Source organism: Bordetella pseudohinzii, from assembly GCF_000657795.2.
GTDB classification, from domain to species: Bacteria; Pseudomonadota; Gammaproteobacteria; order Burkholderiales; family Burkholderiaceae_B; genus Bordetella; species Bordetella pseudohinzii.
The window spans coordinates 39,617-55,915 of record NZ_JHEP02000010.1 but is presented as its reverse complement, the minus strand read 5'-3'; the positions used below and the strand labels follow the sequence as shown (position 1 = coordinate 55,915).

Annotated in this window: 11 protein-coding genes; 1 reads left to right on the top strand and 10 read right to left on the bottom strand. The window is 67.3% G+C overall.

Features of this window, described 5'->3' with window-relative positions; translation table 11 throughout:
• The first annotated feature begins 39 nt into the window (after positions 1–39).
• Complete coding sequence (locus L540_RS13695) at positions 40–1,338, top strand: MFS transporter (protein WP_043207763.1); 1,299 nt, start codon at positions 40–42, stop codon at positions 1,336–1,338.
• On the opposite strand, the gene L540_RS13690 is transcribed toward L540_RS13695, so the two are convergent.
• The 10 genes from L540_RS13690 to clpA all read right to left on the bottom strand — a co-directional run bounded on the left by L540_RS13690 (position 1,335) and on the right by clpA (position 16,279).
• Positions 1,335–2,060 carry an ABC transporter ATP-binding protein gene (locus L540_RS13690; protein ID WP_043207761.1) on the bottom strand — a complete coding sequence of 242 codons (726 nt, stop codon included), beginning with the start codon at positions 2,058–2,060 and terminating at the stop codon, positions 1,335–1,337. The two genes, L540_RS13695 and L540_RS13690, sit on opposite strands and share 4 nt — an antisense overlap.
• On the bottom strand, positions 2,057–2,863 hold the full coding sequence (locus L540_RS13685; protein ID WP_029579584.1) for an ABC transporter ATP-binding protein: 807 nt from the start codon (positions 2,861–2,863) through the stop codon (positions 2,057–2,059). The genes L540_RS13690 and L540_RS13685 overlap by 4 nt, the downstream gene beginning before the upstream one ends.
• A complete protein-coding gene (locus tag L540_RS13680) occupies positions 2,860–3,936 on the bottom strand; it encodes an ABC transporter permease subunit (RefSeq protein ID WP_043207758.1) in 1,077 nt (358 codons plus the stop codon). The genes L540_RS13685 and L540_RS13680 overlap by 4 nt, the downstream gene beginning before the upstream one ends.
• The gene (locus L540_RS13675; protein WP_372432915.1) at positions 3,933–4,784 is read right to left on the bottom strand and encodes a branched-chain amino acid ABC transporter permease; all 852 of its coding nucleotides are present in this window, start codon (positions 4,782–4,784) and stop codon (positions 3,933–3,935) included. Before L540_RS13675 ends, L540_RS13680 begins: the two co-directional genes overlap by 4 nt.
• A gap of 189 nt (positions 4,785–4,973) precedes the next feature.
• Entirely contained in the window at positions 4,974–6,119 is a 1,146-nt protein-coding gene (locus L540_RS13670) for a branched-chain amino acid ABC transporter substrate-binding protein (protein WP_043207754.1), read from the bottom strand.
• A gap of 224 nt (positions 6,120–6,343) precedes the next feature.
• Positions 6,344–10,150: a trifunctional transcriptional regulator/proline dehydrogenase/L-glutamate gamma-semialdehyde dehydrogenase gene (putA, locus tag L540_RS13665; RefSeq protein WP_043207752.1), complete on the bottom strand. Its 3,807-nt coding sequence runs from the start codon at positions 10,148–10,150 to the stop codon at positions 6,344–6,346.
• A gap of 153 nt (positions 10,151–10,303) precedes the next feature.
• Entirely contained in the window at positions 10,304–10,942 is a 639-nt protein-coding gene (locus L540_RS13660; RefSeq protein ID WP_043207749.1) for a PqiC family protein, read from the bottom strand.
• A 5-nt stretch (positions 10,943–10,947) separates the two neighbouring features.
• The gene (locus tag L540_RS13655; RefSeq protein WP_043207748.1) at positions 10,948–12,615 is read right to left on the bottom strand and encodes a PqiB family protein; all 1,668 of its coding nucleotides are present in this window, start codon (positions 12,613–12,615) and stop codon (positions 10,948–10,950) included.
• A gap of 32 nt (positions 12,616–12,647) precedes the next feature.
• On the bottom strand, positions 12,648–13,946 hold the full coding sequence (locus L540_RS13650; RefSeq protein ID WP_043207746.1) for a paraquat-inducible protein A: 1,299 nt from the start codon (positions 13,944–13,946) through the stop codon (positions 12,648–12,650).
• 23 nt (positions 13,947–13,969) lie between these two features.
• Positions 13,970–16,279, bottom strand: coding sequence for an ATP-dependent Clp protease ATP-binding subunit ClpA (clpA, locus tag L540_RS13645; protein ID WP_043207744.1), 2,310 nt, complete (start codon positions 16,277–16,279; stop codon positions 13,970–13,972).
• Positions 16,280–16,299: the final 20 nt, after the last annotated feature.

Sequence of the window (16,299 nt, the reverse complement as noted above, 5' to 3'; positions counted from 1 at the left end):
ACGTACTATTCACGAACCCAATACGTACCGGTGAGTAACATGAGTATAGCCCGCCTGCCCCGTCCCTTCCAGCGCCTAGGCCAACACTATGCCTTCGTGGTCGTGGCCGTGATTTTCTTTGCCCTGCTGATTTCCGCCGGCCTGCGCTCGACGCCCAGCGTGCTGCTCACTCCGCTGCAGGAGGATTTCGGCTGGAGCCGCTCGACCATCTCGGCGGCCGCCGCCCTGGGCATCTTTTTGTATGGCCTGGTCGGCCCCTTCGCCGCCGCCGCCATGGAGCGTTTCGGCCTGCGCCGCGTACTGATCACGGCCTTGGTGGTGATGTCGGCCTCCAGCGCCGCCAGCGCCTTCATGACCGAATCCTGGCATCTGCTGCTGACCTGGGGCCTGTTCTCGGGCCTGGCCAGCGGCGCGGTGGCCGTCGTGCTGGGCGCGACGGTGGTCAACCGCTGGTTTGTCACCCGCCGCGGACTCATGATGGGCCTGCTTACCGCCAGCACGGCCACCGGCAACCTGCTCTTTCTGCCCGTGCTGGCCGCCCTGGCTGCCTCGGGCGACTGGACGCGCGTGGTCTGGGCCGTGGCCGCCGGGGCCGCCGTCATCGTCCCCTTTGCCTGGTGGCTGGTGCCCGACCGGCCGGCCAGCGTGGGCCTGCGTCCTTATGGCGCCGACCCGCAGGCGCCGCTGGCTTCGGCCGCCCCGCGCACCGGCCTGCTGGCCCAGACCTTCGGCGCCCTGAACCGCGCCCGCCGCACGCGCGCCTTCTGGTATCTATTCGCCACCTTCTTCGTCTGCGGCTTCACCACCAATGGCCTGGTGGGCACCCACCTCATCTCGCTTTGCGGCGACCATGGCATCGCCGAAGTGCAGGCGGCCGGCCTGCTGGCCCTCATGGGCATTTTCGACCTGGTGGGCACCACGGCTTCGGGCTGGCTGACCGACCGCTACGATCCGCGCAAGCTGCTGTTCGTGTACTACGGGCTGCGCGGGCTGTCGCTGATGTACCTGCCCTACTCCGACTTCTCGTTCTACAGCCTGTCGATCTTCGCGATTTTCTTCGGCCTGGACTGGATCGCCACGGTGCCGCCCACGCTGCGCCTGGCCACCGAGGCCTTTGGCGAACGCGATGCGCCCGTGGTCTTTGGCTGGATCGTGGCAGGCCACCAGGTCGGCGCGGCGGCCGCGGCCTGGATGGCCGGCGCCGTGCGCGAAATGTCGGGCAGTTATCTGATGGCCTTTGTGCTGGCGGGCTCGACCGGCCTGGTGGCCGCGGTGATCGCCCTGCTCATCAACCGCAAGCCGGCCGCGCCGCAGATGCGGCAGGCCGAGGCCGCCTAAGCCTCGACCTCGCCCAGATAGGCGGCGCGCACCTTGGGATCGTCCAGCATCCCGCGCGCCGCCCCGGTCAGCGTGATTTCGCCCGACTCCATCACATAGCCGCGATCGGCGTGCTCCAGGGCCAGGCGGGCGTTCTGTTCGATGAGCAGGATGGTCACGCCTTCGGCCGCGATGCCGCGCACGACCTCGAAGACCTTGTCCACCATCAGCGGCGCCAGGCCCATCGAGGGTTCATCCAGCAAGAGCAGCTTTGGTCGCGCGATCATGGCGCGGCCCATGGCCACCATCTGCTGTTCGCCGCCCGACAGCGTGCCGGCGGCCTGGCGGCGGCGTTCGGCCAGGCGGGGAAAGAGCGCGAAGACCCGCTCGGTGTCTTCGCGGATGCCGGCCGCGTCGCGGCGGACATAGGCGCCCATGGCGAGGTTTTCCTCGATGGTGAGCTGGCCGAAGATGCCGCGCCCCTCGGGCACCATCACCAGGCCGCGGCGCACCAGTTCGAAGGAACGCGCCCCCGAGATGGATTGACCGTCGTAGCGGATCTCGCCGCCGGCGGCCGGCACCAGGCCGCAGATGGCCCGCAGCGTGGAGCTCTTGCCCGCGCCGTTGGCGCCGATGAGGCAAACCAGTTCGCCGGCGTCCACCCTGAGATCGACCCCGCGCACCGCGCGGATGCCGCCATACGCCACTTCCAGGCCACGTAGTTCAAGCAAGGCCTGCGTCATGAGGGCTGCTCCGTCGAAAGATGCAACAAGGGGTCCTGGGCCGCGCCCGCGCCCAGATAGGCTTCGATGACCTTGGGATCGCGCTGGACGTCGGCGGGCCGGCCCATGGACAGCACCTTGCCGTATTCCAGCACCAGCACGCGGTCGCACAAACCCATGACCAGCTTCATATCGTGCTCGATCAGCAGCACGGTGATGCCGTCGGCGCGGATTTTCTCGATCAATTGGCGCAGGACCACGGTCTCCGAGGCGTTCATGCCCGCGGCCGGCTCGTCCAGGGCCAGGAGCTTGGGATCGGTGGCCAGGGCCCGGGCGATCTCCAGGCGGCGCTGATCCCCATAGGGCAAGGAGCGCGCCAGGTCATTGGCGCGATGCCCGATGCCGACGTAGTCGAGCAGTTCATGCGCCCGGCGCTCGATGGCCGCCTCTTCGGCGCGCTGGGCGCGGGTGCGCAGCACGGCGCCCAGGACGCCGGCGCGGGTGCGCGCGTGTCGCCCTATCATCACATTCTCGATGGCGCTCAGGTTGGCAAAGAGGCGGATGTTCTGGAAGGTCCGCGCCAGGCCGGCCTGCGATACCTCATGCGGCTTGCTGCCGACGATGGACAGACCGTTGAATTCGCAGCGCCCTTCTTCGGGGATATACAGGCCCGTCAGCACGTTGAACAGCGTGGTCTTGCCCGCGCCATTGGGGCCGATCAGCCCGTAGATCTCGCCGGCCTCGATATCGAAGCTGACGTCGGTCAGCGCGCGCAGGCCGCCGAAGCGCTTGCCCAGGCCCTGGGCTTGCAGCAGTTTGCTCATGCCGCGCCTCCCTGGCGGTTGCCCGCCAGCTCGCGCCGGCGCACCGCGGAGGGCCACAGCCCCGCCGGCCGGAACAGCATCACGCAGACCATGGCCAGGCCGAAGAGCAGCATGCGTATGCCCTCGGGATCCAGCACCACCGCGCCGAAGAGAAAGTGCTGCGCCGGTTCGACCACGGCGCGCAGGAATTCAGGCAACGCGGCCAGGATGAGGGCGCCCAGGATGACGCCGGAGATGTTGCCCATGCCGCCCAGCACCACCATGCACAGGATGGAGATCGATTCCGTCAGGCTGAAGCTCTCGGGGCTGACAAAGCCCTGCATGGAAGCAAAGAGCGCGCCCGCCACGCCGCCGAAGGACGCGCCCATGGCGAAGGCCAGCAGCTTGATATTGCGCGTATTGATGCCCATGGCCTTGGCGGCGATCTCGTCTTCGCGGATGGCCTCCCAGGCGCGCCCGATGCGCGAGTTCTGCAGCCGCGCGCAGACCAGCACGATGAGCAGGGTCAGCAGGACCAGCAGGTAGTAATACTTCTCGGGTCCGGTGACGCGCAATCCCAGCAGGGTCTCGGTGCGGCCGAAGGTGAAGTCGCCGATCTTGAAGGGATCGATCCGGTTGATGCCCTGGGGGCCGTTGGTGATATTGACCGGCGCGTTCAGGTTGTTCAGGAAGATGCGGATGATCTCCCCGAAGCCCAGGGTGACGATGGCAAGATAGTCGCCGCGCAGCTTCAAGGTGGGCGCGCCCAGCAGCACGCCGAAGATGCAGGCCAGCACCAACGCGATGGGCAGGATGGCCCAGAACGGCAGGTGCAGCCCGAAGTGCGGCGAGGCCAGCAAGGCCCAGGTATAGGCGCCCACGGCATAAAAGGCGATATAGCCCAGGTCCAGCAGGCCGGCGAAGCCCACCACGATGTTCAGGCCCAGGGCCAGCATCACGTAGAGCAGCGCGAAATTGAGGATGCGCACCCAGCTCTGGCCGGCCATGCCCAGCACGAAGGGCAGCACGGCCAGCACCACGCCGATCAGCACGATGCCCAGCAAGGTGGCGAGAGGAATCTTTCTGGCCGTCATGCGCGGTCTCCCACACGTTCGCCCAGAAGGCCCGAGGGGCGGAAAATCAGCACCATGACCAGCACGATGAAGGCAAAGACGTCCTGGTAATGGCTGCCCAGGAAGCCGCCGGTCAGGTCGCCGATATAGCCCGATCCCAGGGCTTCGATCACGCCCAGCAGCAAGCCGCCCGCCATGGCGCCGACCAGGTTGCCGATGCCGCCCAGCACCGCGGCCGTGAAGGCCTTGAGCCCCAGCATGAAACCCATGGTGTATTGCGAAACGCCATAGTAGGTCGTGACCATCATCCCGGCCACGGCGGCCAGCGCCGAGCCGATCAGGAAGGCCGCCGAAATCACCGTATTGATGTTCACGCCCATCAGGCCGGCCACCTCGCGGTTCTGCGCCGTGGCGCGCATGGCCGTGCCCAGCCGCGTCTTGTGCACCACCAGCAGCAGCGCGCCCATGATGGCCGCGGCGATCACCACGATGGCGATCTGCAGCGTGCTCAGGCGCGCGCCGAAAACGTCCATCACCTTGGGCGAGAGAATCTGCGGGAAATTGAGATAGTTGCGCCCCCAGACCATCATCGCCAGGTTCTGCAGGATGATGGACACGCCGATGGCGGTGATCAGGGCGGCCAGGCGCGGCGCGCGGCGCAGCGGCCGGTAGGCCACGCGCTCGGCGGTCCAGCCCACGGCCATGCACAAGGGCACGGCGGCCAGCAGGCCCACGCCCAGCACGACGAAGGCCGAGGCATTGGCGTCGGCGCCGACCAGGGAGGCGGCGATCATGGTCGCCGTCATCGCGCCGATCATGACCACGTCGCCATGGGCGAAGTTGATCAGGCCGATGATGCCGTAGACCATGGTGTAGCCCAGGGCGACCAGCGCGTACACGCTGCCCAGCGTCAGGCCATTGATGAGTTGCTGAATGAAGATATCCATACGGGCTGCGGTAAAGAGCCGGAAAAAAACCGTCGCGGCGTGGACGGGTGCGCCCGGCCGGACGCCCGGGGCGCCCGGAGCGGCGGCGCGCCAGGCGCCGCCGCGCGAGGCTTATTGCGCCTGGCTGACCATGGTCTCGACCATCTCCCACTTACCATTCTTGACCTGGTAGATGGTGACCGAGATTTCCTTCAGATCGCCCTTGTCGTCATAGGCGATGTGTTCGCTGGTGGCGCCCTTGCGGTTGAGCTTGGCCAGCTGGGGCAGGTACTTCTCCGGCTTGGCCGAACCGGCTTTTTCGATGGCGGTGATCATGTTCCAGGCGCCGTCATAGGCATAGGGCGCGTAGACGCCCGGCGCCTTCTTGAAGCGAGCCTGGTAGCGCTGCTCGAAATCCTTGCCCGCGCTCATCTTGTCCAGCGGCACGCCGGCCAGCGAGGCATAGGTGCCGTCGGCGGCATCGCCAGCCAGCTTGATGAAGGTGTCGCTGCGGGTCATTTCACCGGAGACCAGCGGCGCCTTCAGGCCCAGCGTCACCATCTGGCGCTTCATGGGGCCGGACTGCGCGTCCAGGCCGCCATAGAAGATGGCGTCCGGCGCCACGCCCTTGATATTGGTCAGGATGGACGTGAAGTCGTTGGCCTTGTCCGTGGTGTACTCGCGGCGCACGATCTGGCCGCCAGCGGCCTTGACCGCCTTCTCGACCTCGTCGGCCAGGCCCTGGCCGTAGGCGGTGCGGTCGTCGATGAGGGCGATCTTCTTGGCGTTGAGCTTCTCGACCATGAACTTGCCCACCGCGCCGCCCTGCTGGGTGTCGCTGGTCATCATGCGGAAGGTGGTTTCATAGCCCTGCTTGGTGTACTCGGGCGAGGTCGCCATGGCGATCTGCGGCAGGCCCGCATCGTGATAGATGCGCGAGGCCGGGATGGTGGTGCCCGAGTTGAAATGGCCCAGGATGCCGTTGACATCCTGGTCCACCAGCTGCTGGGCCACCTGCACGGCCACGCGGGCGTCGGCCTGGTCATCGCGCGACACCAGCACGAACTTGGCCGGTTTGCCGTCGACCTGGACGCCCTTCTGGTTGGCTTCTTCGAGGGCCAGCGTCAGGCCGTTCTGCATGTCCTCGCCGTAGTGCGACTGCGGACCGGTCAGGGGCGCGGCGAAACCGAACTTGATGTCGGCGGCCTGGGCCACGCTGGTGAGGCAGGCGGCGGCGATACCCGCGGCCAGCAGCTTGATGGGGGTGCGCAACGTCATGGTTTCCTCCCGTAATGACGTACTGGGTCTGGCTTGTTATACCCGCGCTTGTGGCGAAGGTGCCGTTTTTTCCCCGCGCCGATATGCCGCGGGGAGAGGCCGCCGGCCGGCGTGCAGCCTGGCCGGTCAGCGAGTGGGACCGGATTGTCCTTGGAGTACAACCCGGTCGCCTATTGGAGATAACCCGAGGCCCACCCCCGGGCTAACCCGATACCGCAGGATGCTCAACCTATGGTCATCAGACTGGCGTTGCCGCCGGCCGCGGCCGTATTGATGCTGACCGCCCGCTCATTGAGCAGCCGTTCGGGAGCATAGGAGGCCCCGGCGGCCAATTCGTCGGGACTCAGACCATGCACGGCCAGGATAGGCCCCTCGCGGCGGGCGATGCGCTGATTCAGGGCCCGCAAGGCGTCCCCGTCTCCCTCGAACAGCACCGCCTGGAAATCCGCCGCGTCGATTTCGGACGCCTCCAGCAGCGCCGCCTGGCCATCCAGGGCGGCGGCATCGAGGGTGGCGAGCAGGTCGCGCGCCGCGGGCGTATCGGCGAACCAGGCCAGGTTGCCGGTGCCGCGCACGGCGGCCCATTGGGCGCGCGCGCCCAGCGGGGTCGCGGCGACGCAATACACCGCGCCGCGCGGCTCGACCCGATAGGTATTGCTTTCTCCGGTGGGGCCGGGCAAGGCCAGGGTGATGGGCATCTCGCCCGCGCCCTCCAGCGCCGGCGGCAAGCCGCCGGGGCGCAAGGACAGCAGGCGGTAGAGATAGAGCGGCCCTCCCGCCTTGGGACCGGTGCCCGAGAGGCGCTCGCCGCCGAAGGGCTGTACGCCCACCACGGCGCCGACGATATTGCGGTTGACGTAGATATTGCCCGCGTCGACCGATTCGGTCACCCGCGCCACGGTCTCGTCGATGCGGGTGTGCACGCCGAAGGTCAGGCCATAGCCGGTCGCATTGATGCCTTCGATGACGCGATCCAGCTCGTCGCGCGCATAGCGCAGCACATGCAGCACGGGCCCGAACACCTCGCGCTTGAGCTCGGCGATATCGTTGATCTCGATCAGGGTCGGCGGCACGAAGGTGCCAAAGCGGCATTCCGGCGCGCCTTCGACCTGGACCACCTCATGGCCGGCGGCCCGCATCGCGTCGATGTGGCGCAGGATGTTTTGCCGCGCCTCGGCGTCGATGACCGGCCCCACGTCCGTGGACAGGCGGTCGGGATTACCCATGCGCAGCTCGCGCATGGCGCCGCGCAACATGGTCAGGACGTGCTCTGCGTTGTCTTCCTGCACGCAGAGCACGCGCAGGGCCGAGCAGCGCTGGCCGGCCGAATCGAAGGCCGAGTTAAGCACATCGAACACCACCTGCTCGGCCAGCGCGGAAGAATCGACCACCATGGCGTTCTGGCCGCCGGTCTCGGCGATGAGCGGGATGGTATGCCCCTGGTCGTCCAGGCGGTCCGCCAGGTTGCGGGCGATCAGCCGCGCGACTTCGGTCGAACCGGTGAACATGACGCCGCGCACGGCCGGATGGGCCACCAGTTGCGCGCCCACCGTCTCGCCGCGGCCGGGCAGCAATTGCACCGCGCCGGCCGGCACGCCGGCGGCCCGCAGAATCCCGACGGCCTGGGCGGCGATCAGGGGCGTCTGCTCGGCCGGCTTGGCCAGCACCGTGTTGCCCGCGGCCAACGCCGCGGCGACCTGGCCGGTGAAGATCGCCAGCGGGAAATTCCATGGGCTGATGCACAACACCGTGCCCAGCGGGCGATGGCTGTCGTTGTCGAACTCGCGCTCGGCCTGGTCGGCGTAGTAGCGCAGGAAATCCACCGCCTCGCGCACTTCGGCGATGGCATTGGGCAGCGTCTTGCCCGCCTCGCGCACGATCAGGCCCAGCAGGGTCTGCATCTGCTCTTCGAGCATTTGCGCGGCGCGGCGCAGGCATTGCGCGCGCTCGGCCACCGGCGTGGATTGCCAGATGGGCGCGGCATGGCCGGCGGCCCGCAGGGCGGCCTCGACAGCGGCCTCATCGGCCTCGATGACACGGCCCACCACGTCGCGCTGGTCCGCCGGGTTGAGCAGGTCCTGGGCGCGCGCCTCGTCCCAGACCTCGCCGCCCTCGCCCAGCATGGGCATGGCGCGCCAGGGCGTGCCGGCGCTGGCCTGCAGCGCGGCCGACAGGGAACCGAGGCGATGCTCATTGGACAGGTCCAGGCCGGCCGAGTTGGCGCGCGCCGGGCCGTAGAGATCGCGCGGAAGCGGGATTTTTTCGTGTGGAGCGCCCAGCGGCACGATGCGCGCCGCGGTCTGCACGGGATCGGCCACCAGCTGCTCGACCGAAATACTGTCGTCGCCGATCAGATTGACGAAGGAGGTGTTGGCGCCGTTTTCGAGCAGGCGCCGCACCAGATAGGCCAGCAGGGTCTCGTGCGTGCCCACCGGCGCGTAGATCCGGCAGGGGCGGTTGAGCTTGCCCTGCGCCAGCGGACCGACCACCTCGTCATAAAGCGGTTCGCCCATGCCATGCAGGCACTGGAACTCATATTGCCCAGGATAGTAATTCTGCCCGGCCAGGTGGTAGATGGCCGACAGGGTGTAGGCATTATGGGTGGCGAACTGCGGATAGACGGCCTCGGGCGCGGACAGCAGCTTGCGGGCGCAGGCCAGATAGGCCACATCGGTGTAGACCTTGCGCGTGTAGACGGGATAGCCCTCCAGGCCGTCGACCTGGGCGCGCTTGATCTCGCTGTCCCAGTAGGCGCCCTTGACCAGGCGGATCATCAAACGGTGGCTGCTGCGCCGGGCCAGGTCGATCACATAGTCGATCACGAAAGGCGCGCGCTTCTGGTAGGCCTGTATCACGAAGCCGATGCCGTTCCAGCCCTCCAGCTCGGGCGTGAAGCACAGGGCTTCGAGCAGATCGAGCGACATCTCCAGGCGGTCGGCCTCCTCGGCATCGATGTTCAGCCCGATGTCGTACTGGCGCGCCAAAATGGCCAGGTGCCTCATGCGCGGCAAGAGTTCGCTCATCACGCGCTCGCGCTGCGCGCGGGCATAGCGCGGGTGCAGGGCCGAAAGCTTGATGGAAATGCCCGGGCCTTCGTAGATGCCCCGGCCGGCGGCCGCCTTGCCGATGGCGTGGATGGCCTGCTCGTAGGCCGCGTTGTAGCGCTCGGCGTCCTCGGCCGTGGTGGCCGCCTCGCCCAGCATGTCATAGGAGTAGCGAAAGCCCCGGGCTTCCATCTTGCGGTTGTTGGCCAGCGCCTCGGAGATCGTCTGACCCGAAACGAACTGCTCGCCCATCATGCGCATGGCCATGTTCACGCCCTTGCGCACCAGGGGCTCGCCGCCCTTGCCGATCAGGCGGGTCAGCGCCTTGGACAGCGATTGCTCGCTGCTCACGGCCACCAGCTTGCCGGTGATCATCAAGCCCCAGGTGGCGGCGTTGACGAACAGCGATTGCGAGCCGCCCATATGGGACTTCCAGTCGCCGCGGGCGACCTTGTCGCGGATGAGGGCGTCGCGGGTGGCGCGGTCCGGGATGCGCAGCAAGGCTTCGGCCAGACACATGAGCGCCACGCCCTCCTGGCTGGAGAGCGAAAACTCCTGGATCAGGCCTTCGACGCCGCCGCCGCTGCGCTTGTCGCGCAGCGTCTGCACCAGCTTGGCGGCCATGGCATGGATTTTCTCCAGCTGCGGCATGCGGGCCTGGCCCAGCAGCAGCGGGACGCACTCGGGTTCCGGGCGGCGGTAGGCCGAGGTAATGGCCGCGCGCAGCACCGACTGCGGCTGCACGTCCTGGCCGAATTCATAGAACGGCGGGGTCGGACCCGCGTCGGAGGCGTCTTCGCCGGCCTCTTCGTCACGGCCCAGGTGGGCCATCTCCGCCGGCAGGTGGCCGCGCTCGATCCTGTCCAGATAGGCGACCAAGGCCTGTTTGTGCAGCCAGTGCGGCGTGCACTGGAGTTTTTGGGCGGCCGCCTTCAGGCGATCCCGCAATGCGTCATCAACCTTGACGCCCAGGGTGGTGCTAGCCATAGCGTTTTGCTTCCTCGATACCGCGGCAAACTGCCGCGACCGCGCGCGGCGGTACCGGCCCCTACCGGTGGAACCGAATGCTAAAGAAGTTGCAACCCGCTAGAAATGGTGGTTAACCCTAGGTGAAGCCACATCAAGCGCGAGGCCTGGATCTCAGTCGGACGCGGCCCTGCAGCCCTGCAGGCTGACCTCGGGGCCGGCGGGCTCGGCGCCCTGCCCGCCCCGGCGGATGCCGGAGGCGATGGTCCGGGCCAATAGCGCGGCGGCCTGCTGCTGGGCCGCCACCAGACTGGGCACATCACTGCCGGCCGCCGGCACGGTGATGATGCTGCGGCAGATCAGGGCCTGGCCCTTCAGGCTGACGGGGCGGGCGCGCCAGGTGACATCGAGCACGGCCGGCCCCTGGGCGCTGACCTCGAAGCGCTGCACATCGGTCTGCACCCGCCAGACGGGCGTGCCGGCGGGCGGCCGCACCACCTGGACGTCCAGGGCGCCCAGCTCGCGCGTCAGGCCATCCGACAGCGCCGAACGGAGCTCGTCGCCCAGGGGCGCGCTCCAGCGGTCGGAATACAGGGGCGCGATGCTGCCCGCGCCGGTGCGCAACATGATCTGCGGCTGGTCGGCCTGCGCCGGCACGATGACGGGCAACACCTCGATCATGAAGCCGGCGTTGCCGGCCGACCCGCCGGCGGCCGGCGCCTGCAGGGTGTAGTAGCGGGCCGGCGGCGAGCTGCCGCAGGCGGCCAGCCCGGACAACAGGATCAGCGCAGCGCAGAGTCGGGGGGATTTCATGGGATTCAATTCCTGACGGGACCGGAGCCGGGGATGGGATCTTCACCCCTGCCGCGCAGCAGGGATTGGGGATTGGCCTGCAGGAAGTCCGCCAGATTGCGCAGCGAACGGGCCGCGCGCGAGAGTTCCTGCATGGAGCGCTCCGCATTGACCGGCAGCGCCGAATCCGAGGCCAGCAGCTCGTTGATCTGCGCCAGCGAGCGGCGCGCCTCCTTCATCATGGCCGCCGCGTCCGGCGCCAGGTCCTTGTCCAGGCGCGCCATCAGCTTGGAGGTGCTGTTCAGGGTGTTGCGCAGGTCCTGGCCGATCTGGTCGAAAGGAATCTTCTCGATCTTGGCGACGATGCTGCCGATCTGCTCCTGCAACTGGTCGAACTGGCCCGGGATGGTCGGGATGTTGGCCGGCTCGGTCACTTCGTAGTTGACCGGCTTCACATTGGGGAAGTGGTCCAGCACCACATACATCTGGCCGGTCAGCAGATTGGCCGAGCGCAGCTGCGCGCGCAGGCCGTACTTCACGAGCACGCTCAGGGTGCGGCCCGGGGCCAGCTCCGTGCTGCCCGTGTCGCGCTGCACGCTGCGCACGATCTCATCGAACAGGCTGCCCAGGCGCTCCGGGTAGATGGTCGCGTCGACCACGCCATAGAAACGCTTCTTGCTGCCGTCGAAATCGATGGCCACATGCGTGACTTCGCCCAGGGAGATGCCCTGGAAGTCGATGGGCGCGCCCACCGACAGGCCGCGCACGGACTGGTCAAAGCGCATGCGGATACGGAAGGGCGTGCCATCGGTATTGGCCTTGGCGGCGGCCTCGGTGCCATAGAGCTGGAAGCGGCTGTTGGGCTGGGCCTCCTGCCCCTGGCGATCGACCACGTTGTCGAAGGCAACCCCGCCGATGGCCACGGACACCAGGGACTGGGTGCGCACCTTGAGCCCGTCGGCATTGACGGAGAAATCCACGCCGCTGGCGTTCCAGAAGCGCGCGCCCTCGGTGACGAAGCGGTCATTGGGCGCATCGACGAAGACCTGCACGTCCACCGCCTTGCCATCCTCGCTCAAGGCATAGTCGATCACCTGCCCGACGCTGATGCGCCGGTAATAGACGGGCGAGCCGACATCCAGCGAACCGAGGTCATTGGCGCGCAGCGTGAAGCGCTTGCCCGGCCGGTCATGCGCCACGGGCGGCGGCGTCTCCAGGCCGACGAAATGCGTCTTGGTGGGCTTGCGGCCGAGCGCCTCGGGATCGCCCACGGCATCCACCCCGATATAGGCGCCCGACAGCAAGGTGCCCAGGCCCGAGACGCCGCTGATCCCCAGGCGCGGCCGCACGACCCAGAAATTGGTGCCCTCGCTGGCCATGTTCTGGACTTCCTTGGCCAGCTCGGCTTCGACCACGACCTTGCTGCGGTCCCGGTTGAAGTGGATGCCCTTGACCGTGCCTATGACCACATCCTTGTAGCGCAGCTGGGTCTTGCCGACCTCCAGCCCTTCGGCGGTATTGAACTCGATGGAGATCTCGGGACCGGCCTGCATCCAGGTGCGCACGACCAGCGACAGGCCGGCCAGCGCGGCCACCAGCGGCACCAGCCAGATCCAGGAGATGCGCGAACGCTCTTTTCTGGACACCTTGACCTTGCCCAACGGATTGTCCGGCAACTCGGTCGACTCAGCCATGTCGTGCGCTTCCTTGTGATATCGCTTTTTATTCAGGCATTGCCCGCGGGCGCGCCCGCGGCGGCCTCGGGATGATCCGCATGCCATTCCGAGGCATGTTCAAGATCCCAGGCCTGGCGCAGGTCGAAGGTCATGGCCGCCAGCATGGTCAGGACCACCACCAGGCCGAAGGACGCGGCCCCCGCGCCGGCGCTGATCTCCATCAGCCCCTGGAAATCGGCCAGCGCCGCCAGAATGATAACCACGAAAACATCCAGCATCGACCACTGGCCGATAAACTCTACCATCTGGTAGAGCCGTGTGCGTTGCTGAAGATTGGTCGTGCTGCGCCACTGCAGCGTCAGCGCCAGGAAGCCCAGCGACAGCAGCTTGGTCAGCGGCACCGCGATACTGGCGATGAAGACAATGAGCGCGATATCCCAGGAGCCCAGCTGCCAAAGCTCGACCACGCCCCCCAGGATGGTGTGCGCGCTGTCGCCCGTAATGGAGCGGATCTGCATCACAGGCAAGGTATTGGCCGGGATGTAGAAAATCACCGCCGCGGCCAGCAGCGCCCAGGTGCGGGACAAGGTATCGGGCTTGCGGTAATGCAGCACGGCGCGGCAGCGCCGGCAATGATGCATGGCCTGTGGGTCCTCGTCGCTGTCCAGGGTCTGCACCTGGCCGCAGACATGGCAGCCGGCCAGCACGGTGTCGGCCGTCATTTCGGGGATGTGCACCGGCACCACGCCCGCCCGCTCGGCCATGCGCCAGATGACGGCCGGCGCCAGCCGGCTGAGCATGGTGAGAAAGACCGTCAGCGCGCCGAAGGCCAGCAAGCCCACCCGCGGCTCGACCGAGGCCATGCCGGCGAGCTTGACCACCGACACCACCACGCCCAGCAGAAACACCGGCACCATGCTCCAGGGCCGCAACAGGCCCAGCAGGCGCACGACCCCGGCAAAGCCATAGGGCAAGGCGCCCCGCGACAAAGGCCCCAGCACCCAGAGCAAGGCCAGCAATTGCATAAGCGGAATGCCGAAACCCACCGTGCCGGTCATGATGGCCACGGCATAGTGGCCCTGGCGCCAGGTGATGCCCACGGCGTCGAGCAGCGTGGCCGTGCTGGTCATGCCCTGCACGGACAGCGCGGCCACGGGATAGGCATTGGCCACGCCGAAAAGAATGAGGCCGGTGATGGCCAGCGCCAGCCAGTTCGGCAGCGTCAGGCCGCTATAGCGCCACAGCGTGGCGCCGCAACGCTCGCAGGCGGCCGCCTCGCCCGGCTCAAGACTGTGCCAGCGATAAACGCTGGCACAGTGTTCGCAGGCGATGAGAGAGTGGCGTTCCAAGGGCGGGCCCGGGTCAGCCGGCTTCAGTCGACCAACTCGACTTCCGGCTTGTCCTTGGCGCGGGGCGTAGGTTTGGCCGGCTCGTCGAAGGACAGGACCACCTTGTCGTTCTCGTCCAGGTCCACCGTGACATTGCCGCCGTCGACCAGGCGCCCGAACAGCAGCTCGTCGGCCAAGGCGCGGCGGATGGTGTCCTGGATGAGCCGCTGCATCGGACGCGCGCCCATGAGCGGATCGAAACCATGCTTGGCCAGGTAGTCGCGCAGCTTCTCGGTGAACACCGCCTCGACGCGCCGCTCATGCAGCTGGTCTTCCAGCTGCATGAGGAATTTGTCGACCACGCGCAGGATGATCTCGCGATCCAGCGGCGCGAAGGGGATGATGGCGTCCAGGCGGTTGCGGAACTCCGGCGTGAACATGCGGCGGATCTCGGCCATCTCGTCGCCGACCACGCGCGTATTGGTAAAGCCGATGGCCGCGCGGTTCAGGGTCTCGGCCCCCGCATTGGTCGTCATGATGAGGATGACGTTGCGGAAGTCGGCCTTGCGCCCGTTGTTGTCCGTCAGCGTGCCGTGGTCCATGACCTGCAGCAGGATATTGAAGATGTCCGGATGGGCTTTTTCGATTTCATCGAGCAGCAGCACGCAATGCGGCTGCTTGGCGATGGCTTCGGTCAAGAGGCCGCCCTGGTCAAAGCCGACATAGCCGGGAGGCGCGCCGATCAGGCGCGAGACCGCGTGGCGCTCCATGTACTCCGACATGTCAAAGCGCAGCAGCTCCACGCCCAGCGTGAAGGCCAGCTGGCGCGCGACCTCGGTCTTGCCCACGCCGGTGGGGCCGGAGAACAGGAAGGCGCCGATGGGTTTGTCGGGCTTGCCCAGGCCGGAGCGCGCCATCTTGATGGCGGCGGCCAGCGCGTCGATGGCCTGGTCCTGGCCGAAGACGACGGTCTTCAGGTCGCGGTCCAGCGTGGCCAGCTTGCTGCGGTCGTCGCTGGAGACCGACTGCGGCGGAATGCGCGCGATCTTGGAGACAATGGCCTCGATCTCGGCCTTGCCGATGACTTTCTTCTGGCGCGAACGCGGCAGCAGGCGCTGGGCGGCGCCGGCCTCGTCGATGACGTCGATGGCCTTGTCCGGCAGATGGCGGTCATTGATATAGCGCGCCGACAGCTCGGCGGCCGCGCTCAGGGCGGCGGCCGAATAGCGCACGCTGTGGTGTTCCTCGAAGCGGCTCTTCAGGCCGCGCAGGATTTGCACGGTCTGATCGACGCTGGGTTCGGGGACGTCGATCTTCTGGAAACGGCGCGACAGCGCGTGGTCTTTCTCGAAGACCCCGCGATATTCGGTGTAGGTGGTCGCGCCGATACACTTGAGCTGCCCGGACGACAGGGCCGGCTTGAGCAAATTGGACGCATCCAGCGTGCCGCCCGAGGCCGAACCGGCGCCGATCAGCGTGTGGATCTCGTCGATGAAGAGCACCGCGTCCGGATTGCCGCGGATCTGCTTGAGCACGCCCTTGAGGCGCTGCTCGAAATCGCCGCGGTACTTGGTGCCGGCCAGCAAGGCGCCCATGTCCAGCGCATAGACCTGGGCCGATTGCAGGATCTCGGGCACCTCGCCGCGCGTGATGCGCCACGCCAGGCCTTCGGCGATGGCCGTCTTGCCCACGCCAGCCTCGCCCACCAGCAGCGGGTTGTTCTTGCGGCGGCGGCACAACACCTGGATCACGCGCTCGACCTCGTGTTCGCGGCCGATGAGCGGGTCGATGCGGCCGGCCAGCGCGGCGGCGTTCAGGTCGGTGGCGTACTGGTCCAGCGGCGATTGGCGCGACTCGCCGCCCTCTTCGCCGGGACTCTGCTGTTCTTTCTGGACGGCCGAGGGTTCTTCCTGGGGCTGCTTGGTGATGCCATGCGACAGGAAATTGACCACATCCAGGCGCGTGACGCCCTGCTGCTGCAGGTAGTACACGGCGTGCGAGTCTTTTTCGCCGAAGATGGCGACCAGCACATTGGCCCCGGTGACGGGCTTTTTGCCCGTGCCGCCGGCCGACACATGCATGATGGCGCGCTGGATCACGCGCTGGAAGCCCAGCGTGGGCTGGGTATCGACCTCGGCGCCGCTGGGAATGACCGGGGTGTTTTCTGTCACGAATTGGCGCAGGTTTCGGCGCAAGTCGTCCAGATTGGCCGCGCAGGCGCGCAAGACCTCGACTGCCGAGGCGTTGTCCAGCAACGACAGCAACAAATGCTCGACAGTAATGAACTCATGTCGGGCGGAGCGGGCCTCGACGAATGCCATATGCAGGCTGACTTCAAGCTCTTGGGAAATCACGCTTCCTCCGTAACGCACGA